Genomic DNA, 22095 nt, shown 5'->3' with positions numbered 1-22095 from the left:
ATGTCGTCTATGTTCGCGATGCCGGAGATAATGGACTCTGCGGCAACACAGTTGACGTCGATCGAATCAGCGGTCAACGCCGCCAACGCAATTGCCGCACCATGCATCGCGGAGATTCTTCCCGCCGGCGCCGATGAAGTGTCTGCGGCCGTCGCCTCAATCTTCGGCCGGCATGCGGTGGGCTATCACGCGGTGAGTGCGCAGGCGCGCCTCTTCCACACCCGGTTCGTGCAGGCCCTCGCCACCAGTGCGACCTCCTATGCCGGTGCCGAGGCCGCGGGCGCGGCTGCACTGGGCCCCCTCAACGACCTGCTCAACCTGATCAACCTGCCTACTCAGCTGTTGTTGGGGCGCCCGCTGATCGGCAACGGCGCCGACGGCGCCGCAGGAACCGGCGCGGACGGCGGGGCCGGGGGCCTGTTGTTCGGCAACGGTGGGTCCGGCGGATCCGGCGGCGGTGTCCACCCCGCGGGCGGAAGAGGCGGTGCGGCTGGGTTGTTCGGCAACGGTGGGGCTGGTGGCCAGGGTGCCACTGGCGGCGTCGGTGGCACCGGGGGCAACGGCGGCTGGCTATTCGGTAACGGTGGGGCAGGGGGAGTCGGCGGCGCCGCGCCGGCCGGAATCGGAGGTCTCGGCGGCGCGGGTGGTCAGGCGATTCTGCTGGGCGCGGGCGGGATCGGAGGAGCCGGTGGCTTGGGCTCCAACGGTGGGGGTACCGGCGGCGCCGGCGGCTGGGGTGGATTGTTGGCCGGCAACGGGGGAGCCGGTGGCGCCGGCGGCATCGCAACCACCAGCGGTAACGGCGGCGCCGGCGGTGCCGGTGGCAATTCCTGGTTGATCGGTGATGGCGGAGCCGGCGGCCAGGGAGCTGCAGCGACGGCCCCGGCCGCGACGGGCGGGCTGGGCGGTACCGGAGGCGGCGGCGGCGCCGGTGGGCTGCTGTTCGGCAACGGCGGCAGCGGCGGCGCAGGCGGATCCAGCGCGGCCGGCGGCACCGGCGGGACAGGTGGTTTCGGTGGCAGCGCCGGACTCATCGGGGCGGGCGGCACCGGCGGATCGGGTGGCCTGGGCGGCGGTCACTTCAGCGAGACCGGTGGTGTCGGTGGCAACGGCGGCGCCGGCGGGTGGGTGTTCGGCAACGGCGGTGCCGGCGGGGCAGGCGGCGACGCGCTTTCCCAGGCCGCGGGCGCCGGCGGTGACGGCGGTTTGGGCGGCAACGGCGGCGGCGCGCGATTGTTGGGCGACGGCGGCACGGGCGGCGCGGGCGGAGCCGGAGGGCGGGCGGACGGTGCCGGGGACGCGGGCGGAGACGGAGCCCGTGGCGGCCGCGGCGGAGCCGGCGGCTGGGTCTTCGGCAACGGTGCAGCGGGTGGCCGCGGCGGCGCCGGGGGAGCAGCCGCGACCGGTTCCGGTGGGGCTGGGGGCGCCGGCGGCGACGGCGGGTCCACCACCTTGATCGGCGACGGCGGCGACGGCGGGGGCGGCGGCACCGGTGGGCCGGGCACACCCGACGGTGCTGCCGGAGCGGGCGGCAACGGCGGGTTGGGTGGATTGTTGTTCGGTAGCAACGGCACCCCCGGCTGAGCCGAAAAACTCAGAGCGGCCAGCTGTTCGGCTCGGGCACGTAGCACAGAGGGTGGGCGCCGGGGGGTAGCGGCTGGCGCTCGTCGCTGAATATCGCGTCGATCATCAGGGCGACACAGTGCCGCCAGTGACTAAGCATTTCGCAATCATCGCGGGGTCCGTCACGGGCAGCTGAACGCCAGGCCCACACCGTCGGGCGGGGGCACCGACCGCAGGCATCCGTACGGTTGAACACCCGCGGCGCTGAACCGGACCGCCGACTGATGCGCGTAGTTGACACACACCGGGCCACTCTGGTCGGCGCGGCAGCGAAAGTCGCCGAAAGACAACGAGTCTCCATCGGCCAATGTCGTTCCGGTGCCGGCCAGAAACGATCCCGGATCGGCACGGGCGGATCCGACTTGCAGGTGGGTGCCGTCGAAGTCCACCCAGCCGCCCTTCCATTCGCCGTAGGCGGTGTCCGGTCGGGGCGGGGGATTGGTCAGCGCGATCAGGCACGACAGCAGACCGGCGGTGTGCTTGGCATCCGTCGTGCATTTCGCTTTGCCGCCGTTAGCGCTGAACGCGACATTCGCGTCGAGTTGGTAGCGCGCCGGGTCAGCGGGGTGAGCTGCCTCCACCCAGGCGATCACGGCCGCGACCGGGGCACCGGCAGCCGGGGCGCCCGATGCCGGCGATGGCGGCGCCGTCTGAGTGGCGGTCGGGTGCCCAGAATTGTTGCCACCAATGTGCGCGCACCCGGCAAACAGTAACGGGATTGCGACGAGCGCGGCGATCCGCATCCCGTCAGGCTAGCCGCCGTACACCGCTTTCAGGCGCTGCGCGCGCCGTCCCCTCGGTGCGTCGGTTAACGTCGAAGTATGCATGAGCGCATCGTCCGCGCCCGCACCACCGCCGGTACCGTCGAAGGCTTCACCCGCGACGGGGTCAATCGCTGGCGTTCGATCCCCTATGCCAGGCCGCCGGTGGGCCCATTGCGCTACCGTGCGCCGCAGCCCGTCCAGCCCTGGTCAGGGGTGCGGCACTGCCACGGTTTCGCCAACTGCGCGCCGCAGCAGCGCCGCTACACCATGCTCGGGGTGGGTCGCTATCAGCCTATGAGCGAAGACTGCCTGACCCTCAACGTCGTGACACCCGAAGCCGGCGCATCCGAGCCTATGCCGGTCATGGTCTTCATCCACGGTGGTGGCTACATCCTGGGCAGTTCGGCGACGCCACTCTACGACGGCGCCGCGCTGGCCCGCCGTGGCTGCGTCTACGTGTCGGTCAACTACCGGTTGGGCGCGCTCGGTTGCCTGGACCTGTCGTCGCTGTCGACCCAGGACGTCACCATCGACGGCAACCTCTACCTGCGCGACCTGGTGATGGCGCTGCGCTGGGTGAAGGACAACATCGCCAATTTCGGCGGCGACCCCGGCAACGTCACCATCTTCGGCGAGAGCGCCGGCGCGCACATTACGGCCACGCTGCTGGCCGTGCCCGAGGCGGCGGGGTTATTCCACCGGGCGATTTCGGAAAGTCCGGCGGCCGGGATGACGCGTTCGACGGAAGTGGCCGCCGAATTCGCCACGCGCTTCGCCGAACTGCTCGGCGCGCGCAGCAGGGACGCCGCCAACGCGGTCATGCGGGCGTCGGCGGCCCAACTGATCCAGGCCCAGCACCGGCTGATCGACCAGGGCATGCAGAAACGGCTGGGCGCCTTCCCGATCGGTCCCGTTTTCGGCGACGACGTGGTGCCGATCGATCCCGTCGAGGCGATGCGTTCCGGGCGGGCGCATCAGGTACCGCTCATCGTGGGGACCAATGCCGAAGAGGGGCGTCTGTTCACCCGTTTCCTAGGCATGCTGCCGACCAACAAGACTATGGTCGAAGCGCTGCTGGCCGAAGTGGAACCGGCTGCGCGCGAACGTATTACCGCCGCCTACCCGAAGTATCCCAAACCGGAGGCATGCATCCAGCTGGGTGGCGATTTCGCATTCAGCACGGCGGCCTGGCAAATCGCCGAGGCCCACACCCACCACGCTCCCACCTACCTGTACCGCTACGACTATGCCCCGCGGACACTGCAGTGGTCGGGCTTCGGCGCCACCCACGCGACCGAACTCTTCGCGGTTTTCGACATCTACCGGACCCGGTTCGGGGCACTGCTGACCGCGGCGGCCGACCGGGGTCCCGCGCTGCGGGTCAGCAACGACGTGCAACGACGGTGGCGGTCGTTCAGCAGGTCTGGCGTGCCGGGTGAGGACTGGCCGGTCTACACCCACGACGAACGTGCGGTAATGGTCTTCGATCGCAAGTCGCGCATCGAGTTCGACCCGCACCATCATCGCCGATTGGCCTGGGACGGCTTCACCCTCGCACGCTGACCTGGCACGCTGACCCCATGGTTTCCAACACCGACCAAGCCATCGAGCGGCCCAGCGACCTCACCCCCGAGTGGCTGACCGCCACCGTTCGCGCCGGCGCAATTTCGCAGTTCACCGCCGAGCGCATCGGCACCGGCCAGATGAGCGAGTGCTACCGCATCGGGTTGACGTACAGCGAACCGGAAACCAAGCCCCGCCCGTCGTCGGTGGTCCTGAAGGTCGCCGCGACCGATCCGGTGAGCCGGCAGACGGGACTGGCGCTCGGCCTCTACGAGCGCGAAGTCCGCTTCTACCACGACATCGCCCCGCGCCTGGGCGGGGCGGTCGCGCCGTGTTATCACGCCGCCATCAACGTCTCCACCGGCGTGTTCGACCTGCTGCTCGATGACGCCGGGCTTGCCACGGTGGGCGACGAAATCGCCGGCGCTACAACCGAACAGGCTTTCCTCGGGGTCACCGGGCTGGGTCGGCTGCACGGCCCCCTGTTAGGCGACATGGCGTTCGCTGACATGCCGTGGCTGAATCGGGAATCACCGCTCAATCAGGCGATGATCACACCGCTGTACACCGCTTTCATCGAGCGGTACGCCGATCACATCGCGCCGGCGCACCTCGCCGTCTGCGAGCGCCTGGTATCCGCATTCGACGGGTACCTGGCTGAGGAGGCCACCCGCGGCGGCATCCAGGGCTTGGTGCACGGGGACTACCGCCTGGACAACCTGCTGTTCGGGGCCCCGGGCGCCACCCGGGCGCTCACCGTGGTGGACTGGCAGACGGTCTCCTGGGGCCCAGCGTTCACCGACCTCGCCTACTTCGTGGGCTGCGCCCTGCCGGCTGCGGAGCGCCGCGAACAGTACGAGGGGTTGTTGCAGGCCTACCACGAGGCGCTCGGGCCGCAGGCTCCGGTGAGCGTCTCCGATGTCCGTGACGGGGTGCGGCACCAGAGCTTCTTCGGGGTGATGATGGCGATCGTCTCGTCGATGCTGGTCGAGCGTACCGACCGGGGTGACCGGTTGTTCATGACGATGCTGGAGCGGCACTGCCAGCATGTGCTGGATATTGACGCGCTGGCTATTCTGCCGGACGCCGCCGCCCCGGAGCCGCTGCGGCCGGTGCCGGAGGACGAAGGAGCTCACCCGCCCACCGACGAGCCGCTGTGGAGCGAAAGCTGGTACGCCGACTTCGTCGATGCCGCAGAAGGATTGGGCGGCTGGTTCCGCATCGGGCTGATACCGAACCAGCAGATGGCGTGGATACACGCGCTGGTGTGCGGACCCGACGAGCCCACCGTCGTCGTCGACTACCAGATACCGATGCCGCCGGATGCCTGGACGGCGCAGGCTGACGGCCTGCAACTCGCTCACCACAGTGAGTCGCCGCTACGGACCTACCGGGTCGATATCAAGGCCAAAGGCCAGTCCTACCAAGACCCTTCGGCCCTGCTGCGGGGCGCGGCGGGCGAGCCGGTCGATCTCGCGATGAACCTGGTGTGGACCACCGGCGGCATCCCCTACCAGTACCGGCTGACCACGCGCTATGAGATCCCGTGTGCCGTCTCGGGCACCGTTACCGTCAAACATGCTCGCTACCAGATCAATTCGGTGCCCGGGCAACGCGATCACTCCTGGGGCGTGCGGGACTGGTGGTCGATGGACTGGATGTGGACCGCGTTGCACCTTCAGGGCGGAACTCATCTGCACGGTGTGCGGATCCAGATTCCGAACACCCCGGCGTTCAGTATCGGTTATGCGCAGGACGGCGCCGGCAAGATCATCGATCTGACGACGGTGGACATTCGGGAAGCCTTCGGCGCCAACGGTTTACCTGAGAACCAGACGCTGGAACTCATTCCCGCCGAGATCACCGCGGACGTGCGGATTCGTGCGCACGCACCGGTCCGGCTGGTCGGCGCGGACGGGCGGGTGAGCCACTTTCCGCGCGCGTGGGTCGACGTCACCACCACCGACGGCCGAACCGGCACCGGCTGGATGGAATGGAATCGCAGTCAAGTCGAACCTCGGTGAGCTCGCGCGGCGCAGTCGTGGTGATCGGGGTGTCCGGGTCGGGCAAGTCAACCGTCGGCGCCGCGCTGGCCCGGCGGTTGCGCGTGCCTTTCGAGGACGCCGACCATTTGCACCCGCCCGCCAGCATCGCGAAGATGGCCTCCGGCCAACCCCTGACTGACGACGACCGTTACCCCTGGTTGGCCGCGGTCGGCCAGTGGCTGGCAGCGCACCCCGACGGAGTGCTGAGTTGCTCAGCGCTCAAACGCGCATACCGGGACGTGCTGCGCCGCTACAGCCCGTCAGCGCAGTTCCTGCAGCTGCGGGGTCGACCCGAACTCATCGCCGCCCGCCTGGCCGCCAGGCCCGGTCATTTCATGCCAGCGACTCTGCTCCAGACGCAACTCGACACACAGGAGCCGCTCGGCGCCGACGAACCCGGCAGCGTTATCGACATCGACGACCGCGATGTGAACGCCGTCATCGATGCCTTCCTGGCCAGAACCGCCTAGCGTCCCCAGCGCTTGCGCGTGGTGCTGAGCTGGTCGTCGAGGCGGTCGCGCGCCGTCTCCGCCAACTCGTTGCCACGGGTCACCGCCGTGTCGGCGAACCGGCTGCCGCGGTCACGGGCGGTTTCGGCGAGTTCCAGGCCACGCTCGCGGGCGGTGTCGGCCAACTTCTCGCTCCGCTTGCGGGCGAGTTCGGCGTAGTCGGCACCGCGGTCGGCGGCCCGGTGGGCCAGCTTTTCACTGCGCTTGCGGGCCTTCTTGGCGTAGGGCCTACTCTTCTCGGCCGCGGTGGTGGCCAGTTCACGGCTGCGTTCCAGGGCGGCTTCGGCGTAGGGGGCGCTGCGTTCGGCTGCGGTGCTGGCCAGCTCGCGACCGCGTTCCAGAGCGGCCTCGGCGTAGGGCGCGGTCTTCTCGGCGGCAGTGCTGGCCAGTTCGCGGCCCCGCTCGGCACCGGCCTGCAGCCCGTGCACGATCTTTTCACCCAACTCCGAGTCGAGCACCTCGTGCGAGGACCCCGGCAGCGCGCCGGACACCTTGCCGGAAAGTCGCTCGGCGGCACGGCGCCCTCGCCAGCCCAATGACGGCTTGCCCGCAGTGTCGGCGGACGCGATGAGCAGCCCACCCAGCAAGCTCACATCGGCCAGGAATGCGCGCCGCTTGTCGGCCTTGAGCTGCGGGTCGGCTTCGTTCCAAAACATATGTGTCCCAAGGTTTCCCGGGATCACCGTCAGCGCCAACGCTGCCGACGCCAAGCGGGGCAGCTTGCCGGCGGCCAGCAGCACCCCACCGCCGATCTGCACGGCAGCGTTGATCTGGGCGAACGTCTCGGCGTCCGCAGGGATGTTGCTGCTCACCGAGTCCGGCAGCGACTGCAAGCCGCTCACCGTCGGTTGCGCGGCCTGAGCCGCGGGTTTCGGGTTGAGCAGGGCGTCCACTCCCTGACCGATAAACACAGCTGACAACATGGGTCGGGCGATTCTGCGGATCAACATGGGCGCTGTGTTCCCCGGCCGGCCAGCACACAAACCCGCCGGATCCTCGGTAATTCGGCGATAGGGTGTACGGCGTGCGGGCGTTGATAATTGTCGACGTGCAGAAGGATTTCTGCGAGGGTGGGGCACTGCCCGTCCCCGGCGCGCGCGCGGTGTCCCGGTCGATCAGCGACTATCTCGCGGGCGATCCCGGCAGCGCCGGGGTGGAGTTCGCGTCCGAACTCGACACCGAGCCCATCGAAGCCGTCTTCCGCAAAGGCGCCTACGGCGCGGGCTACAGCGGCTTCGAGGGCGTCGACGAGAACGGGATGTCCTTATCGGACTGGCTCCGGCAACAAGGGGTCGACGCGGTCGACGTGGCGGGTCTGGCCACGGATCATTGTGTGCGCCGCACCGCACATGACGCGGCCCGGGCCGGCCTGGTTCCCCGGGTTTTGCTGGATTTGACGGCCGGTGTGTCGGCCGCTGCGATCGACCACATGCTTCACAAGACGCGTAACGCCAATATCGAGTTGATCGGAAAGCACCCATGACGACATCCCACCGGGACGACCTGCTGGCCGCGGTAGAGCGTTCACCGCGCGCGGTTTCGGTGCATGACCGTGACGCGTGGGTCCGGGTGTTCACCGACGACGGCCGCGTCGAAGACCCCGTGGGATCGAGCCCACACGTCGGGCACGACGCCATCTACCGTTTCTACGACACGTTCATCGGGCCGCGCGGCATCACCTTCCACCGTGATGTCGATATCGTTTCGGGTCCCACGGTGCTTCGCGATCTTGAACTCGAGGTCGCGATGGGCGATGCGGTGACCATGTTCATTCCGGCGTTCCTGCGGTATGACCTGCGAGAGGTAGGCGGGGAGTGGAAGGTTGCGCACTTGCGCGCCTATTGGGAGTTGCCAGCCATGATGGTGCAGTTCCTGAGAACCGGATCCCGGGCGTTGGGGCCGGGTGTGCAACTCGCCAAAGGCCTGCTGGGCAATCAGGGTCCGCGGGGCGCCGTCGGCTTCATGACCGGGTTTCGCCGGGTGGGCGCACGCCACAAGAGATTGGTGGAGGGCTTTCTGCGGGCGGTTGCGCGGGGCGACGACTCTGCCGCGCGTGAGCGGTTGTCGCCCGCTGCCGCAATCACTTTGGGTGACAATGACGCACTGGACCTGGCTGGACTCGGTGAGCATCTGCACGGTGCCGACTGGGCCAAGGTGATCGGCGCGGGATCCACCGTGGCGGTATCGGTGGCCTCCGATCACGGGCGTGGCATCGTCTTCGCCGATGTGGCCTGGCGCGGCAACGAGATCGACGCGGTCCGCTACTTTCCCGCGTGCTCAATGCGTCGCGATAGCGCTGGTCAGAGCAGCGACAGCAGGCCGTTCTGAAGTCGCCGTCCTGAGAATTCACCGGGATAGTGGCGCATCCCAGGCAGCGCACAGGAGTGTCGGCTATGAAGAACATCAGACACCGCCATGGGAGTGCGGCAACGGGCCGGTTCCGGGAGCACCATGATCGAGAAGCCGTTTGGACGGCGCAGCCTGCTGCAGGGCGCAGGCGCGCTGGCCCTGTCACCCTGGTCTGGGGCTTGCGCTTCTGACGCCGACGACGCGCTGACCTTCTTCTTCGCCGCGAATCCCGACGAAGTCCGGCCGCGGATGAGAGTCGTCAACGAGTTCCAGCGCCGGCACCCCGACATCAAGGTCCGGGCGCTGCTGTCGGGACCCGGCGTGATGCAGCAGCTCTCGACTTTCTGCGCGGGTGGAAAATGCCCGGACGTGCTGATGACGTGGGAACTCACCTATGCCGAGCTCGCTGACCGTGGTGTGCTGTTGGACCTGAACCCGCTACTGGCGCGCGATGCCGATTTCGCTGCCCAGCTCAAGGCGGACAGCATCGACTCGCTCTACCGGACCTTCACCTACCCGGCCGGTCCGGAAGGCGGCCAGTACGCCTTCCCGGAGCAGTGGTCGGGAAACTATCTGTTCTATAACAAGGCCCTGTTCGACGCCGCCGGAGTGCCCCCGCCGCCGCGCACCTGGCAGCAGAGCTGGAGTTTCACCGAATTCCTGGATGCGGCAAAGGCTCTCACCAAGCGTGAGCGCTCGGGCCGGGTCACGCAGTGGGGATTCGTCAACGCCTGGGTGTCTTTCTACTCGGCCGGCCTGTTCGCAATGAACAACGGCGTGCGGTGGTCGTCCCCGCGGACCGACCCCACCCACCTGAACTTCGACGACGACGCGTTCATCGAGGCGGTGCAGTTCTACGCGGACCTGATCAACAAGCACAAGGTGGCGCCCGGCGCGTCAGACCAACAGTCGATGTCCAACGCCGACCTCTTCTCGGTGAACAAGGCCGCGATAGCCCTGGGCGGGCACTGGCGCTACCAGACGTTCGATCGGGCCGACGGCCTGGATTTCGACGTCGCCCCGCTGCCGTTGGGACCGCGCGGGCACACCGCCCGCTCGAACATCGGGGTCACGGGCCTTGCCATCGCGGCCACCAGCAAGCGCAAGGAGCAGGCGTGGGAGTTCCTCAAGTTCGCCAGTGGCCCCGCCGGCCAGGCCCTGATCGGTGAGTCTCGACTATTCGTTCCCGTCCTGCGGTCGGCGATCGGCTCGCCCGGGTTCGCCGACTCACACCGTAGGGTCGGCAACCTCGCGGTGCTCACTGACGGACCGGTGGTGTCAGAGGGCCTGCCGATCACACCGGCGTGGGAGAAGGTGGTTGCCCTGATGGACCGCAACTTCGGCCCGGTGCTGCGCGGTGCACGGCCGGCAACCTCACTGTCCGGCTTGTCGCATTCCGTCGACGAGGTGCTGCGAAATCCGTGAGCGCGGTCGACGCACCCATCCCGGCGAGAACCCGACCCTGGCGCCGACGAGCCTGGGCCGGACGGCTTTTCGTTGCACCGAACCTGGCCGCGGTGCTGCTCTTCATGCTGTTTCCGCTGGGTTTCTCGCTCTATATGAGCGTTCAGGAATGGGACGTGTTCACTCCGGCCAAGTTTGTCGGTCTGGCCAATTTCCGTCAGCTGTTCACCTCGGATCCGCTGTTTCTGATCGCGATGCGCAACACGGTGATCTACAGCCTGGGCACCGTGCTGCCGACCGTGCTCATCAGCCTCATTGTCGCCGGTGTGCTCAACCGAAAAGTCAAGGGTATCGGCATCTTTCGCACTATCGTGTTCCTACCGCTGGCAATTTCATCGGTGGTGATGGCGGTCGTCTGGCAGTTCGTGTTCAACACCGACAACGGGTTGCTCAACATCATGCTCGGCTGGGTCGGGATCGGTCCGATTCCGTGGCTGGTCGAACCGCACTGGGCCATGGTGGCGTTGTGCATGGTGAGCGTCTGGCGCAGCGTCCCGTTCGCCACCGTGGTTCTGCTGGCGGCGATGCAGGGCATTCCGGAAAACATGTACGAGGCAGCCAGAATCGACGGTGCGGGCGAGGTCCGGCAGTTCGCGTCCATCACGGTGCCATTGATCCGCGGTGCGATGTCGTTCGTCGTGGTCATCTCGATCATCCACGCGTTTCAGGCATTCGACCTCGTCTACGTTCTTACCGGCGCCAACGGCGGACCCGAGACCGGTACCTACGTGTTGGGCGTCATGCTCTTCCAGCACGCGTTCTCGTTCCTGGAATTCGGTTACGCTTCCGCACTGGCGTGGGTGATGTTCGCCATCCTGCTGGTGCTCACGGTGCTGCAGCTACGTATCACCCGCCGGCGCGCGTGGGAGTCCTCCCGTGGTCTCAGCTAAGCGCGCCGTTCTGCGTGCCGCGGCGTCCTACGCGGCGTTGATCGTCGTTGCCTGGTGCGCGCTGTTTCCCATTCTGTGGGCGATCTCCGGATCGTTGAAGAAGGAGGGCGAGATCGGCGACGCCCGGCTGCTGCCGTCCAGTCCGAGCTGGTCCAACTACTCCACAGTATTCGACCTGATGCCGTTCTGGCGGATGTTCCTCAACACCGTGCTGTACGCCGGCTGCGTCACCGGCGGCCAGGTGATGTTCTCCTCGCTCGCCGGATATTCCTTCGCGCGGTTGAATTTTCGCGGCCGCGACACCCTGTTCCTGTTGTATCTGGGCACCTTGATGGTGCCGTTGACGGTGACGGTGATCCCGCAGTTCATCGTGATGCGGACGCTGGGGTGGGTCGACACACCCTGGGCTATGATCGTGCCGGGTTTGTTCGGCAGCGCGTTCGGCACGTACCTGATGCGGCAGTTCTTCCGCACTCTGCCGACCGATCTCGAGGAGGCAGCGATTCTCGACGGATGCTCGCCGTGGCAGATCTACTGGCGCATTCTGCTGCCGCACGCCAGACCGGCGGTGATGGTGCTGGCCGTGCTGACCTGGGTCAGCGTGTGGAACGACTTCCTGTGGCCGCTGTTGATGATCCAGCGCAACAGTCTGGCCACCCTGACCCTCGGCCTCGTCCGGTTACGGGGCGAATACGTTGCCCGCTGGCCCGTGCTGATGGCGACCTCCATTCTGATCCTGTTGCCGCTGGTGATCATCTACGCTCTCGCCCAGCGTTCGTTCGTCCGCGGCATCGCCGTGACGGGGATGGGTGGTTAGCCGCAATGGCTTCGGTGAGTTTCGAGCAGGCGACACGGCGCTATCCGGGTAGCGATCGGGCCGCTCTGGAAAGCCTGGATCTCGTCGTCGGCGACGGCGAATTCATGGTCCTGGTCGGGCCGTCGGGATGCGGCAAGACGACATCGTTGCGGATGCTGGCGGGACTGGAAACGCTGGACTCCGGACGCATCCGGATCGGCGAGCGCGATGTGACGAACCTCGATCCCAAGGACCGCGACGTCGCGATGGTCTTCCAGAACTATGCGCTCTATCCACATATGACGGTCGCGCAGAACATGGGCTTCGCGCTCAAGGTGGCCAAAACGCCGAAAACCGAGATCCGCGAACGGGTGTTGGCGGCGGCGCGCATGCTTGATCTGGAGCCGTACCTGGAACGCAAGCCGAAAGATCTCTCCGGTGGGCAGCGCCAGCGGGTGGCGATGGGACGGGCAATCGTGCGCCGTCCGCAGGTGTTCCTGATGGACGAACCCCTGTCGAACCTGGATGCCAAACTGCGCGTGCAGACCCGCAACCAGATCGCTGCCCTACAGCGCCAACTCGGCACCACCACGGTGTATGTCACCCACGATCAGGTCGAAGCCATGACCATGGGCGACCGCGTCGCGGTGTTGCGGGACGGGGTGCTGCAACAATGCGCGGCGCCCCGTGAGCTCTACCGCAAACCGGACAACGTGTTCGTCGCGGGTTTCATCGGTTCGCCGGCGATGAATCTGTTCACTCTCCCAGTAGTTGGATCGGCTGTCTCGCTGGGTGACTGGGAAATCCCGCTGCCGCGCGAGATCGCCGGGACCGCTTCGGAAATCGTCGTCGGCGTCCGACCCGAACATTTCGAGCTGGGCAGTGTCGGTGTCGGTGTCGAGATGGAAGTGGACGTGGTCGAAGAGTTGGGCGCGGACGCCTACCTGTACGGCCGCATCACCGGGGCCGACACGGTGATCAGCAAGCCCATCATCGCCCGGACCGACGGCCAGGACCCGCCGTGCAAGGGCAGTCGGGTGTACCTGCATCCGCAACCCGGACACCTGCATTTCTTCACCACCGACGGACACCGAATATCGTGATGGACAACCAGTTTCGTGCGTAGTCGCGGCGTGCCGCGCAGGTGATCCGGGTGCCGGCTCCCTAGTATGGCCGGGTGGTTGATCGCTATGGAACAGATGTCCTGGCCGGCGGTGGGCGGCGCAAGCCTCGTTCGGTAGAGCACCCGGTAGAGCTGGGTATGGTCGTCGAGGACGCGCAGACCGGGTACGTCGGCGCGGTGGTCCGCGTCGAATACGGCCGCGTCGACCTCGAAGACCGGCACGGCAAGACCCGGGGATTTCCGCTGGGCCCCGGCTATCTGCTCGACGGTCAACCGGTGATTCTGACTCCACCGCGTCGATCGGCGCCCCCGGCCCCGGCCCGTACAGCGTCCGGATCGGTCGCGGTGCGGGGCGCTCGGGCCCGGGTCGCCCGCGCCGGGCGGATCTATGTGGAGGGCCGCCACGATGCGGAGCTGATCGCCCAGGTCTGGGGCGATGACCTGAAGATCGAGGGTGTCGTGGTCGAGCATCTCGGCGGGGTCGACGACCTGGTGGGCATCGTCAGCGAGTTCCGGCCCGGCCCGGGATGCCGGCTCGGCGTGCTGGTCGACCACCTGGTGCCCGGGTCCAAAGAGTCGCGCATCGCCGAGGCGGTGCGCAGAGGTCCCGGGGGAGAGGACACCCTGGTCGTCGGGCATCCCTACGTGGACATCTGGCAGGCCGTCAAGCCGCAGCGGCTCGGCCTGCAGTCCTGGCCGACCGTGCCGCGGCACATCGAGTGGAAGCACGGCATCTGCCGGGTGCTGGGCTGGCCGCACGCCAACCAGGCCGACATCGCCGCAGCGTGGCGGCGCATCAGGTCGCAGGTCCGCGACTGGAACGACCTGGAACCGGCGCTGATCGGCAGGGTGGAGGAGCTGATCGATTTCGTGACGCAACCATGTGACTGAGGTCACCGTCACGTTCTTGGAAGTGCCCGGCACTAACTCTCTGACCAGATCTTCGGGCAGCCAAGGAGGAAGTGCATGACCGACGCGCTCGTCATCGACGCTGCAGGTCTCGACCGGCTGTCTGGTAACGCCAAGGCCGACCCCGCCACCGGCAAGAAGACGTTCAAGGCCAGGACCGTACTCTGGCCGGCGACGCCGACGACGCGACCCTGAACGAGTTCCACGACAACGCCGTCGTATGGTCGCCCGTGGTGAATACATTCACGCGTCCGGTAGCTGTCGACTCCGTTCTTTCCATCGGCTAGGCAGGCACAATGACCAAGACGACCGATGCCGCGATCGGCTTGCTTGATCCGGAATTGTTATCAGACCTGCGTGCCCACGCCGGCGCGCTGGACCGGCGAGGCCACCGCCCGCCGTAGGTTCGCGGGTCTGGGAGCCGCGGGACTGCTCGGTGTCGGCGCGCCCGGCAATGCCGACGGCCGGTTACCCGAGATGGCCGACGTGATCAGGCTGATTTCCGGGCAGTGTATGAGCACCGGGTTCTCGGTCTGAGACAACCGCATGACGGTCGAGTATCTACTCACTGCCGCAACGCCGTTCAGCCTGGCGGTCGCCGCGCCGCTGTTGGCCGGGACCTCGGTGGGGGTGACCGGAATGGCGGCGGCCTTCAAGACGTTGGCGGGTTGCGGTCAACTGGAGCTCACCGCTTCGCCGGTGCCGGGCGGTTACCGGATCAGTGGTCCGATCCGGTGGGCCTCGAACCTGCACGACGATTCGCTGCTGGTCACTGCGGCCGCTACCGACGACGGCGCGAAGGTGATCGTCGCGTTGCCGTTGAGCAGTCCCGGGGTCACGGTGGGCGAACACTTCACGTTGTTGGCGATGGATAGCACCGCCTCGTCCTATCTGGAATTGGCCGACGTTTTCGTTCCGGACAGCCAGGTACTGTCCACCGACTTCGAGGCGTTTCTCGGTACGGTGCGGCCCACTTTCCTCGTCCTGCAGTCGGCCATGTGCGTCCGTCTGGCTGAGACGACGGTGCGACAGGCCAGGATCGGGTTGACCGGAGTGAACGCGGTTTTCGCTGCCGAGGTCGACGACATCGCGGACCGGCTGGTCTGGGCGCACACCATGTTGGCCCGCTTGGCCGCCGCGGTCGGCGGCCGGCGCGCGCCCAGCAAGAAGGAATTGCTGACATTGCGGCTCACGGTGGCCGAGATTGCCAGCGCCAGTGCCGCATTGGAGGTTCGCACCGCCGGTGGCAAGGGGTATGCGAGCAGGACGCCCGCCAGCCGCCGCTACCGTGAGGCGGCGTTCATCCCGGTGCAGTCGCCGTCGGGAGCCCAGTTGCGCTGGGAACTGGGCGGATGCCCTTGACGCCGTTGGCGTCTTTCGAGGGTACCGGACCCGAGCATCTGGTTGGCGGGATGCCGTTGGCGACCTGGTCCGCGACTACCACCGGCCCATGGTGAATTTCGCTTGCGCCATGGTGAATTCACCCGCGGTGGCCGAAGGGGCGGTGCAGGAGGCGTGGGTGCAGGTGCTCAAGTCCGGCCATGCGTTCGAGGGGCGCTCGTCGGTGCTCACCTGGTTGTTCGGCATCGTCAGGAACAGCGTGTCGTGACATCGGAATCGCCAGTGGCGGATTCGGGAGCACGAAGTCTTGGCCACCGAGGACGCCGATCCGTTGGCCGGGCGGATGCATCCGCCCGGCCACCCCGACGCCGGGCATTGGAATGTGCCGCCGTCGAGGCGGTTTCTCCCGGAAGAGCGCACTGTGGCAAGAGAATTGGTGGGATATCTGCGTGCCGCGCTGGACGCCCTGCCGGCGCGGCAACGACAACTGATCATCCTGCGGGCTCTCATCGGCATGTCGTCGGAAGAGGCATCAGAGGTGCTGGAACTCTCGCCGGACGCATAGCGGGCATTGCCGTACCGCGCGCGGGGGAACCTTCGTAATCAACTGGAAAAGCGGTACCAACGATGACCGTCCACGATTACACCGTTCCCGCGATCGATTGTGTCGAGTTCGTCCGGCTCGTCGACGATCTGGTCGATTCACACCCAGGGGAGTGGGGCGCGATTGTGGCCAAACACATCGAGGACTGCCCGCCGTGCTTGGTCTATCTGCAGCAGATGCTGGACCTTCGGGTCCTGCTGAATCATGTCTTTGACGGCGAAAGACTCACTGAAGGGCAGATTTCCGGGGTTATCGCCTCGATCGGCGATCTCAGGAATGGCGGTGCGTGAGCCGAAAAGTGTGCTCATCAAACGAAGACTTCCCTCAATCCTGCCCGCGGCTCCCGGCGTCGTCGCTAGTCTTCCGCTAACTCGCAGGAAAGGTGTTGTTGCAGTGATGATTCGCGTTCTGCTGGCCACAGCGGCCGCTTTCAGTATGCTCGGCGTCGGCGGGATGATCGCCGCGCCCGCAGCACAGGCTGATCCGCCTTACGCCAATTGCAAGGCGGCAGCTGCCGACGGCCGGTACAACATTCCCAGGGGTGACCCGGCATATGCGCCCAAGCTGGACCGTGACAACGACGGAATCGCCTGCGAGTCACACTAATACAGCGCATCTGCAGCGCTGTGCCGGGTCGTCCACTCAAAGGTGAGACCGGCTTATCCACAGTTGGCGTTTTCTCCACAGGTTGGCTTGGCGTGACGGCCGTGGTCGGCGTCGGCCGCTATGATTCGAAAATATGTTCGATAAGTTGTCGGAGGTTGACGATACTGCCGTGGTGGACGCCATGGCCGCGGCGACCCGCGATGAGGCGCTGGCCGCCGCTCGCCGGTTCGCCGCGATCGCCGAACTGGTGGCCCGGCGCGCGGTGGGCGCGACCGATCAAGCGCGCTGGTCTTGTGACAACTGGGATGCCATTGCCGCCCAGGTCGGAGCAGCGCTGAACATCAGCCACAGTCTGGCCTCCCACCAGATGTATCAAGCACTGGCCCTGCGCACCCGCCTACCCGCCGTCGGAGCGCTGTTCGCACAGGGCCGGCTGAGTCTGCGGCTGGTCATCGCCATCATCTGGCACACCGAATTGATCAAAGACCCCGTGGTGTTGCGTCTCGTAGACGCCGTGTTGGCTAATGACGCCCTGAGCTACGGGCCAATGTCCCAGCCCAAAACCGCCCGGGCCATTGATGCCATCATCGGGCGCTACGACCCCGCCGCGGTCCGGCGCGCCCGCAGCGGCGCGCGCTCACGCGAGGTGGTCATAACCGCCTCCACCGATGGTTCGGGTACCGCCCAGCTGTGGGGCACCCTGCTGAGCACTGACGCCGTCATCCTGGATCGCCGACTCAGCGAGATGGCCCACCAGGTCTGCCCCGCCGACCCCCGTACGTTGGCCCAGCGTCGCGCCGATGCGCTGGGCGTGCTGGCCGCCGACGGCGACCAGCTGGCCTGCCAATGTTCCGATCCCGATTGTCCCGCCCGCATCCCCGACGCTCGCGCGGCCGCGGTAGTCATCCACGTCGTGGCCGAATCCACCACCGTCTGCACCCCACCCGACCCGCACCTCAACGGCGAGCAGCCCCAGCGGGTGGACCGCGAGAACCCGCTACGCCCGGCGCCTGACCCCGAGCCGGCCGGGCTCAGCCGGCCTTCCGCCCAGATCCTGGGCGGACCCGTCGTGCCGGCGGCTCAGCTGGCCGCGCTGATTGCCGCCGGCGCCAAGACAGCCCCGATCGACTGCTGCCCCCGACCCAGCCCGGGCTACCGGCCGTCGGCGGCATTGGCCCGCTTCATCCGCGCCCGCGACATGACCTGCCGCTTCCCGGGCTGTGACTGCCCCGCTGATGCCTGCGATATCGATCACGCGATCGCCTACCCGTTCGGGCCCACCCACCGCACCAACCTGCGCTGCCTGTGCCGAAAACACCATCTGCTGAAAACCTTTTGGAGCGGAACGCGCGGCTGGCGCGACCGCCAACTTCCTGATGCCACTATCATCTGGACCGCACCCACCGGGCACACCTACACCACCCGCCCCGGCAGCAGGCTGTGCTTCCCCTCCCTGTGCGGCCCTACCGAGCCGATCCCGGCCACCTCCACACCACCGGCGGACGGCCCCCGGGGACTGATGATGCCCATCCGCCGTCGTACCCGTGCCCAACACCGCCAGGCCCGCGTCAACGCCGAACGCGCCCAGAACCTGGCACACCTCTCCGCCCCGAAATTCACCCTCCAAGCCCCCCGACCGCTGCGCCCATCCGAGTCCGACGAACCTCCGCCCTTCTAGTTGGTGTTTCGAAATCATCTGTGCGCCTTTAGGCCCTACACCGACGGCACCGAGCCTCGTAGGATGGGGGCTGCAACGGCAAGGAGCATGAGATGTCAGCGGAAACAACGAAATACGGAATAGTGGTGGCTGTCGATGGCTCGGAGGAATCTGACGCGGCCATCAAATGGGCAACCAGCGAAGCAGCTTTGCGCCGGGTGCCGGTCACCTTGCTGCATGTGGTCGCCCCCATCGTCGTCGGCTGGCCGGTCGGACAGCTCTATAAGGACATGCCGGATTGGCAGAAGGACATCGCGGACAGCGTTCTTGCACACGCCCGCAAGACGGCGTCGGAGAGCTTCGAGGGATCTGAACCACCTGAGGTACGTACCGAATTAGCCTATGCCAATGCGGTTTCGACACTCATCGAAGCCTCAAAACAGGCGCAGCTGGTCGTAGTGGGGAGCCAGGGAATCGGCGCACTCGGCCGCCTACTGCTGGGCTCGGTCAGCTCGGCGCTCGTCCAGCACGCCCACTGCCCCGTGGCTGTTGTTCGAACTGGAGAAGACGCCCTACCCGACGCTGGCAAAGCGGTGGTCGTCGGCATCGACGGGTCCCCGGCGTCGGAAGCCGCGACGGCTCTGGCGTTCGAGGAGGCCTCCCGCCGCGGCGTCGAACTGATTGCCCTGCACGCGTGGAGTGACGTCGGAGTGTTCCCGGCGCTCGGGATGGATTGGCAGGACAGGGAAAATCAAGGGCAAGAGGTACTCGCTGAACGCCTCGCCGGGTGGCAGGAACAGTACCCGGATGTCCATGTGCAGCGCTCTCTGGTGTGTGACACGCCGGCGAAATGGCTGCTCGAGGCTTCCGAGCAAGCGCAGCTGGTGGTTGTCGGAAGTCGTGGTCGCGGGGGATTTCCCGGCATGCTGCTGGGCTCGGTGAGCTCTGCGGTGGTCCATTCCGCCAAAGTGCCGGTGATCGTGGTTCGTTCATAGGCGACAAGGGCCTTTGGTCCCTGCCGACAAGTGGCTTTCGACCGACGCGATTGGCGCCGATCGCTTTATAGCGTTGACGTATGACCCATGTGATCGGCAAGGAATGCTTGGACGTGGCTGAGAAGTCTTGCGTGCAGGAATGCCCCGTTGACTGCATTTACGAAGGCGCCCGAACGATGTACATCAACCCGGAAGAGTGCGTTGACTGCGGCGCGTGCAAACCGGCATGTCGGCTTGACGCCATCCACTGGGAAGGCGATCTACCTGACGACGAGCTGCAGTTCCTCGCCGACAACGCCGCCTTCTTCCAGCAGGTTCTCCCAGGGCGGGATGCTCCGCTGGGCACGCCCGGCAGCGCAAGCGCTCTCGGGCGTATCGGCGTCGACACGCCGATGATCGCGGCGATGCCGGCCAACTGCGCCTAACCGGAGGTAGGACGAAATGACCGCAGCATCAACAGGAACGGACGGGAGCCTCGGCGTCCTCGTCGGTGTGGACGGCTCACCCGCCTCCAACGCTGCTGTCGTCTGGGCGGCGCGGGACGCCGAACTGAAGAACCTCCAACTGACCGTCGTGCACATCGTGAACACCGACGTGGCGACGTGGCCACCGATGCCATACCCGGAGACCTGGGGGGTTTGGCAGGAGGATGAGGGTCGCAAGGTGTTGGCCGAGGCGGTCAAGATCGCCGAAGAGGCGGTGTTGACCGACCGCAAGCTGAACATCAAAACCGATCTTGTGCACTCCACCCCGGTGTCCGCGATGATCGAAATGTCCAAGGACGCGGCCATTTTGGTACTCGGATCGGCCGGCCGGGGAGCGGTCGCGCGATTGTTGCTCGGTTCGGTGAGCGCAAGCCTGGTTCGTCATGCAAGTTGCCCGGTAGCGATCATCCACGACGAGGATCCGTTGATGCCGCACCCGCTGAGCGCCCCGGTGCTGCTGGGCGTCGACGGATCACCGGCTTCCGAGGCTGCCACCGCGGTGGCGTTCGATGAGGCATCGCGCCGAGGTGTCGAGTTGATCGCACTGCACGCGTGGAATGATCTCGAAGTGGTTGAGCTACCCGGCTTGGACTGGGACAAGGTGAAGGCGCAAGCCGAAGTCACTCTGGCCGAGCGCCTGGCAGGTTGGCAGGAGAGCTATCCCGACGTGAGGGTCTGCCGCGTGGTGGTGTGCGATCGACCGGCGCGCCAGCTCGTCGAGCGCTCCGAGTCGGCGCAACTCGTCGTCGTCGGCAGCCATGGTCGCAGTGCCCTTTCCGGCATGCTTCTCGGCTCGGTCAGCAACGCGGTCGTGCACTCGGCCCGGATGCCGGTGATCGTCGTACGCGCCTAGCGCGGTTGAAAATCAGCCACTGGGGAAACCCAGGACCCATGGCTGAATACCGAGTTATCGACCCGCGGGGCGAGGTCGTTGCCACCAAAGAGATCGAAAGCGCCGACGACGCGCATGCCTGGTTTGTGGACTCCCGTGCCGACAACTCCGAACTGGGGTGGCGGATGGAAGTGAACGCCGACGGCGAGTGGGCGTTTTTCGACGACACCGAAGGTGCGTCGAGCTAAGGCACCGACACGCGCGTATGCGCTGTCAGCAGCAATTGATCGAACTCCGGCTGCGCTGTAACGGCGTGCCGAACAGTCCGGAAATCCTCGGCAATCTGCTCGGCCAGCGGCCGCAGCTTGATGTTGGATTCCTGGGACAGCCACTTGAGAAGGTTGAACGCCGCGTCACCGTCGATGCCGTAAACCAGCATCAGCATGCCTTTGGCCTGCTCGATCCCGGCCCGGTTCTCGGCGATCTCCGCCAGCCGTTCGGTGACGACGTCTTGATCCGGCGACGTCGAGACGTCGACGTAGAAACCATGCGTGCCGACCACAGCCCCGCCATCGTCGACGATACGGTCGCCGACCACCACCACGTGGTGGACCTGGCCGCCGGTGTCGATGATGAGGTGGCGAGTGCTGAAGGCATTGTGGGTGTGCAGGATGTCGTCGATGGTCGCCGCGACCTGACCACGATCATCGGGATGCTTATGGGAGAGCACGAGTTCGGTGGTCGGCGTGACGCTGCCGGGCGCGTACCCGTGCATCTGCTGGACTTGTTCTGACCACTCCCAGCGTTGGTCGGCGAAGTAGAACCGAAACGAGCCCACCCGCTGTGGAGCCCCGCCGGCCAGGGCTTCTTCGACCGCGGTGGTTTGGCCGTCGAGATGCCAGGTCATCGTCTGAGGGCCTCCTCGGGATTGGGTCGCCGTAGGCAACCTCGGTGTGAGACCGGCGGCCGTGGCACCTACAAACACCGCCACGGCCGCCGCGGTTCACCGCCGCTCAGGCATTGACGGCTTCGCGGCTCTCACTGCGGCCGACGGTGATCTTGCGGGGCTTCGCCTTCTCGGCCACCGGAACCCGCAATCGCAGGACTCCTTCGCGGTACGAGGCGGTAATCCGATCGGTGTCGAGATTGTCGCCGAGCACCAACTGGCGGCTGAACACTCCGCGAGGCCGTTCAGCGGCCAGCATCTCCCGATTGGGGTCTGCCCCCGGCCGTTCGGCTCGAACTGTGACCACGTTGCGTTCGATGTCGATGTCCAGCGAATCGGCTTCAATGCCCGGCAGGTCGAATTCGACGACGAATTCTTCCCCTACGCGCCACGCGTCCATCGGCATCACGGCCGGCCGTGCGGCTGTCCCGAGCACTTGCTGGGCGAAACGGTCCAGTTCACGGAACGGGTCGGTACGCATCAGCATGGCAGTCACCTCAATACTCCAATCTTCCATTTCAAAGCGCGATTTCCTATGTCTCATAACATAGATTTGTTATAACACTGTCGACATGTCGGTGCAAGTGTGGTACA

At 66.5% G+C, this 22095-nt stretch carries 22 protein-coding genes and 3 pseudogenes; 21 read left to right on the top strand and 4 right to left on the bottom strand.

Going from position 1 to position 22095, the window contains the following annotated elements; all coding sequences use genetic code 11:
• Entirely contained in the window at positions 1-1584 is a 1584-nt protein-coding gene (locus JX552_RS17310) for a PE family protein (protein ID WP_205873262.1), read from the top strand.
• Between the two features lie 161 nt (positions 1585-1745).
• Here JX552_RS17310 and JX552_RS17305 read toward each other — a convergent pair whose 3' ends face one another.
• Positions 1746-2366: a hypothetical protein gene (locus JX552_RS17305; protein ID WP_205873261.1), complete on the bottom strand. Its 621-nt coding sequence runs from the start codon at positions 2364-2366 to the stop codon at positions 1746-1748.
• A 78-nt stretch (positions 2367-2444) separates the two neighbouring features.
• Between JX552_RS17305 and JX552_RS17300 the strand changes: the two genes are divergently transcribed.
• From JX552_RS17300 to JX552_RS17290, 3 genes are read left to right on the top strand one after another with little or no spacing between them, the layout of a single operon-like run.
• Positions 2445-3950, top strand: a complete 1506-nt coding sequence (locus tag JX552_RS17300) for a carboxylesterase/lipase family protein (protein ID WP_205873260.1) — start codon at positions 2445-2447, stop codon at positions 3948-3950.
• 17 nt (positions 3951-3967) lie between these two features.
• Positions 3968-5974: a DUF7064 domain-containing protein gene (locus JX552_RS17295; RefSeq protein WP_205873259.1), complete on the top strand. Its 2007-nt coding sequence runs from the start codon at positions 3968-3970 to the stop codon at positions 5972-5974.
• Complete coding sequence (locus JX552_RS17290; protein ID WP_205873258.1) at positions 5944-6465, top strand: gluconokinase; 522 nt, start codon at positions 5944-5946, stop codon at positions 6463-6465. The genes JX552_RS17295 and JX552_RS17290 overlap by 31 nt, the downstream gene beginning before the upstream one ends.
• On the opposite strand, the gene JX552_RS17285 is transcribed toward JX552_RS17290, so the two are convergent.
• Positions 6462-7454 (bottom strand): DoxX family protein, encoded by a 993-nt coding sequence (locus JX552_RS17285; protein ID WP_205873257.1) that lies wholly within the window; start codon positions 7452-7454, stop codon positions 6462-6464. The genes JX552_RS17290 and JX552_RS17285 overlap by 4 nt on opposite strands.
• A 74-nt stretch (positions 7455-7528) precedes the next feature.
• Between JX552_RS17285 and JX552_RS17280 the strand changes: the two genes are divergently transcribed.
• The 17 genes and pseudogenes from JX552_RS17280 (at position 7529) to JX552_RS17200 (ending at position 20803) form a co-directional block, all read left to right on the top strand.
• Complete coding sequence (locus JX552_RS17280) at positions 7529-7987, top strand: isochorismatase family protein (protein ID WP_205873256.1); 459 nt, start codon at positions 7529-7531, stop codon at positions 7985-7987.
• Positions 7984-8832, top strand: a complete 849-nt coding sequence (locus JX552_RS17275; protein WP_205873255.1) for a nuclear transport factor 2 family protein — start codon at positions 7984-7986, stop codon at positions 8830-8832. Before JX552_RS17280 ends, JX552_RS17275 begins: the two co-directional genes overlap by 4 nt.
• 123 nt (positions 8833-8955) lie before the next feature.
• Positions 8956-10278: an ABC transporter substrate-binding protein gene (locus JX552_RS17270; RefSeq protein ID WP_205873254.1), complete on the top strand. Its 1323-nt coding sequence runs from the start codon at positions 8956-8958 to the stop codon at positions 10276-10278.
• Positions 10279-10295: 17 nt separating this feature from the next.
• Positions 10296-11207 (top strand): carbohydrate ABC transporter permease, encoded by a 912-nt coding sequence (locus tag JX552_RS17265; protein WP_241011167.1) that lies wholly within the window; start codon positions 10296-10298, stop codon positions 11205-11207.
• Positions 11194-12024, top strand: a complete 831-nt coding sequence (locus JX552_RS17260) for a carbohydrate ABC transporter permease (protein ID WP_205873253.1) — start codon at positions 11194-11196, stop codon at positions 12022-12024. Before JX552_RS17265 ends, JX552_RS17260 begins: the two co-directional genes overlap by 14 nt.
• Before the next feature lie 5 nt (positions 12025-12029).
• Positions 12030-13106, top strand: coding sequence for an ABC transporter ATP-binding protein (locus JX552_RS17255; RefSeq protein WP_205873252.1), 1077 nt, complete (start codon positions 12030-12032; stop codon positions 13104-13106).
• A gap of 74 nt (positions 13107-13180) precedes the next feature.
• Positions 13181-14017, top strand: a complete 837-nt coding sequence (locus JX552_RS17250) for a DUF3097 domain-containing protein (protein WP_205873251.1) — start codon at positions 13181-13183, stop codon at positions 14015-14017.
• Between the two features lie 75 nt (positions 14018-14092).
• Positions 14093-14322, top strand: a pseudogene (locus JX552_RS17245) (hypothetical protein).
• 9 nt (positions 14323-14331) lie between these two features.
• Positions 14332-15397, top strand: a pseudogene (locus JX552_RS17240) (acyl-CoA dehydrogenase family protein).
• Positions 15388-16007: pseudogene (locus JX552_RS17235) on the top strand (RNA polymerase sigma factor). Before JX552_RS17240 ends, JX552_RS17235 begins: the two co-directional pseudogenes overlap by 10 nt.
• The gene (locus JX552_RS17230) at positions 16004-16270 is read left to right on the top strand and encodes a hypothetical protein (RefSeq protein ID WP_205873250.1); all 267 of its coding nucleotides are present in this window, start codon (positions 16004-16006) and stop codon (positions 16268-16270) included. Before JX552_RS17235 ends, JX552_RS17230 begins: the two are co-directional and overlap by 4 nt.
• 145 nt (positions 16271-16415) lie before the next feature.
• Entirely contained in the window at positions 16416-16586 is a 171-nt protein-coding gene (locus JX552_RS17225) for an excalibur calcium-binding domain-containing protein (RefSeq protein WP_241011165.1), read from the top strand.
• A 133-nt stretch (positions 16587-16719) separates the two neighbouring features.
• Positions 16720-18264, top strand: a complete 1545-nt coding sequence (locus JX552_RS17220; RefSeq protein WP_205873249.1) for an HNH endonuclease signature motif containing protein — start codon at positions 16720-16722, stop codon at positions 18262-18264.
• Between the two features lie 92 nt (positions 18265-18356).
• A complete protein-coding gene (locus tag JX552_RS17215; RefSeq protein ID WP_205873248.1) occupies positions 18357-19238 on the top strand; it encodes a universal stress protein in 882 nt (293 codons plus the stop codon).
• 80 nt (positions 19239-19318) lie between these two features.
• Positions 19319-19663: a ferredoxin gene (gene fdxA, locus JX552_RS17210; protein ID WP_205873247.1), complete on the top strand. Its 345-nt coding sequence runs from the start codon at positions 19319-19321 to the stop codon at positions 19661-19663.
• 16 nt (positions 19664-19679) lie between these two features.
• Positions 19680-20576, top strand: coding sequence for a universal stress protein (locus tag JX552_RS17205; RefSeq protein WP_205873246.1), 897 nt, complete (start codon positions 19680-19682; stop codon positions 20574-20576).
• Between the two features lie 38 nt (positions 20577-20614).
• Complete coding sequence (locus JX552_RS17200) at positions 20615-20803, top strand: hypothetical protein (RefSeq protein ID WP_069432688.1); 189 nt, start codon at positions 20615-20617, stop codon at positions 20801-20803.
• Here JX552_RS17200 and JX552_RS17195 read toward each other — a convergent pair.
• On the bottom strand, positions 20800-21462 hold the full coding sequence (locus JX552_RS17195; protein ID WP_205873245.1) for a PAS and ANTAR domain-containing protein: 663 nt from the start codon (positions 21460-21462) through the stop codon (positions 20800-20802). The genes JX552_RS17200 and JX552_RS17195 overlap by 4 nt on opposite strands.
• Positions 21463-21568: 106 nt before the next feature.
• On the bottom strand, positions 21569-21988 hold the full coding sequence (locus JX552_RS17190) for an Hsp20/alpha crystallin family protein (RefSeq protein ID WP_205878510.1): 420 nt from the start codon (positions 21986-21988) through the stop codon (positions 21569-21571).
• Between the last annotated feature and the right edge of the window lie 107 nt (positions 21989-22095).

This window comes from Mycobacterium gordonae, from assembly GCF_017086405.1.
GTDB lineage: Bacteria > Actinomycetota > Actinomycetes > Mycobacteriales > Mycobacteriaceae > Mycobacterium > Mycobacterium gordonae_D.
The sequence above is the reverse complement of the archived record's forward strand: the minus strand, read 5'-3'. Positions and strand labels throughout refer to the sequence as shown.

Bases quoted from the DNA above. Each gene is read 5' to 3' on its own strand.
- JX552_RS17310 (WP_205873262.1), top strand. From the start codon at position 1: ATGTCGTCTATGTTCGCGATGCCGGAGATAATGGACTCTGCGGCAACA.
- JX552_RS17305 (WP_205873261.1), bottom strand. From the start codon at position 2,366: ATGCGGATCGCCGCGCTCGTCGCAATCCCGTTACTGTTTGCCGGGTGC.
- JX552_RS17300 (WP_205873260.1), top strand. From the start codon at position 2,445: ATGCATGAGCGCATCGTCCGCGCCCGCACCACCGCCGGTACCGTCGAA.
- JX552_RS17295 (WP_205873259.1), top strand. From the start codon at position 3,968: ATGGTTTCCAACACCGACCAAGCCATCGAGCGGCCCAGCGACCTCACC.
- JX552_RS17290 (WP_205873258.1), top strand. From the start codon at position 5,944: ATGGAATCGCAGTCAAGTCGAACCTCGGTGAGCTCGCGCGGCGCAGTC.
- JX552_RS17285 (WP_205873257.1), bottom strand. From the start codon at position 7,454: ATGTTGATCCGCAGAATCGCCCGACCCATGTTGTCAGCTGTGTTTATC.
- JX552_RS17275 (WP_205873255.1), top strand. From the start codon at position 7,984: ATGACGACATCCCACCGGGACGACCTGCTGGCCGCGGTAGAGCGTTCA.
- JX552_RS17270 (WP_205873254.1), top strand. From the start codon at position 8,956: ATGATCGAGAAGCCGTTTGGACGGCGCAGCCTGCTGCAGGGCGCAGGC.
- JX552_RS17255 (WP_205873252.1), top strand. From the start codon at position 12,030: ATGGCTTCGGTGAGTTTCGAGCAGGCGACACGGCGCTATCCGGGTAGC.
- JX552_RS17230 (WP_205873250.1), top strand. From the start codon at position 16,004: ATGACCGTCCACGATTACACCGTTCCCGCGATCGATTGTGTCGAGTTC.
- JX552_RS17225 (WP_241011165.1), top strand. From the start codon at position 16,416: ATGCTCGGCGTCGGCGGGATGATCGCCGCGCCCGCAGCACAGGCTGAT.
- JX552_RS17220 (WP_205873249.1), top strand. From the start codon at position 16,720: ATGTTCGATAAGTTGTCGGAGGTTGACGATACTGCCGTGGTGGACGCC.
- JX552_RS17215 (WP_205873248.1), top strand. From the start codon at position 18,357: ATGTCAGCGGAAACAACGAAATACGGAATAGTGGTGGCTGTCGATGGC.
- fdxA (WP_205873247.1), top strand. From the start codon at position 19,319: ATGACCCATGTGATCGGCAAGGAATGCTTGGACGTGGCTGAGAAGTCT.
- JX552_RS17205 (WP_205873246.1), top strand. From the start codon at position 19,680: ATGACCGCAGCATCAACAGGAACGGACGGGAGCCTCGGCGTCCTCGTC.
- JX552_RS17200 (WP_069432688.1), top strand. From the start codon at position 20,615: ATGGCTGAATACCGAGTTATCGACCCGCGGGGCGAGGTCGTTGCCACC.
- JX552_RS17195 (WP_205873245.1), bottom strand. From the start codon at position 21,462: ATGACCTGGCATCTCGACGGCCAAACCACCGCGGTCGAAGAAGCCCTG.
- JX552_RS17190 (WP_205878510.1), bottom strand. From the start codon at position 21,988: ATGCTGATGCGTACCGACCCGTTCCGTGAACTGGACCGTTTCGCCCAG.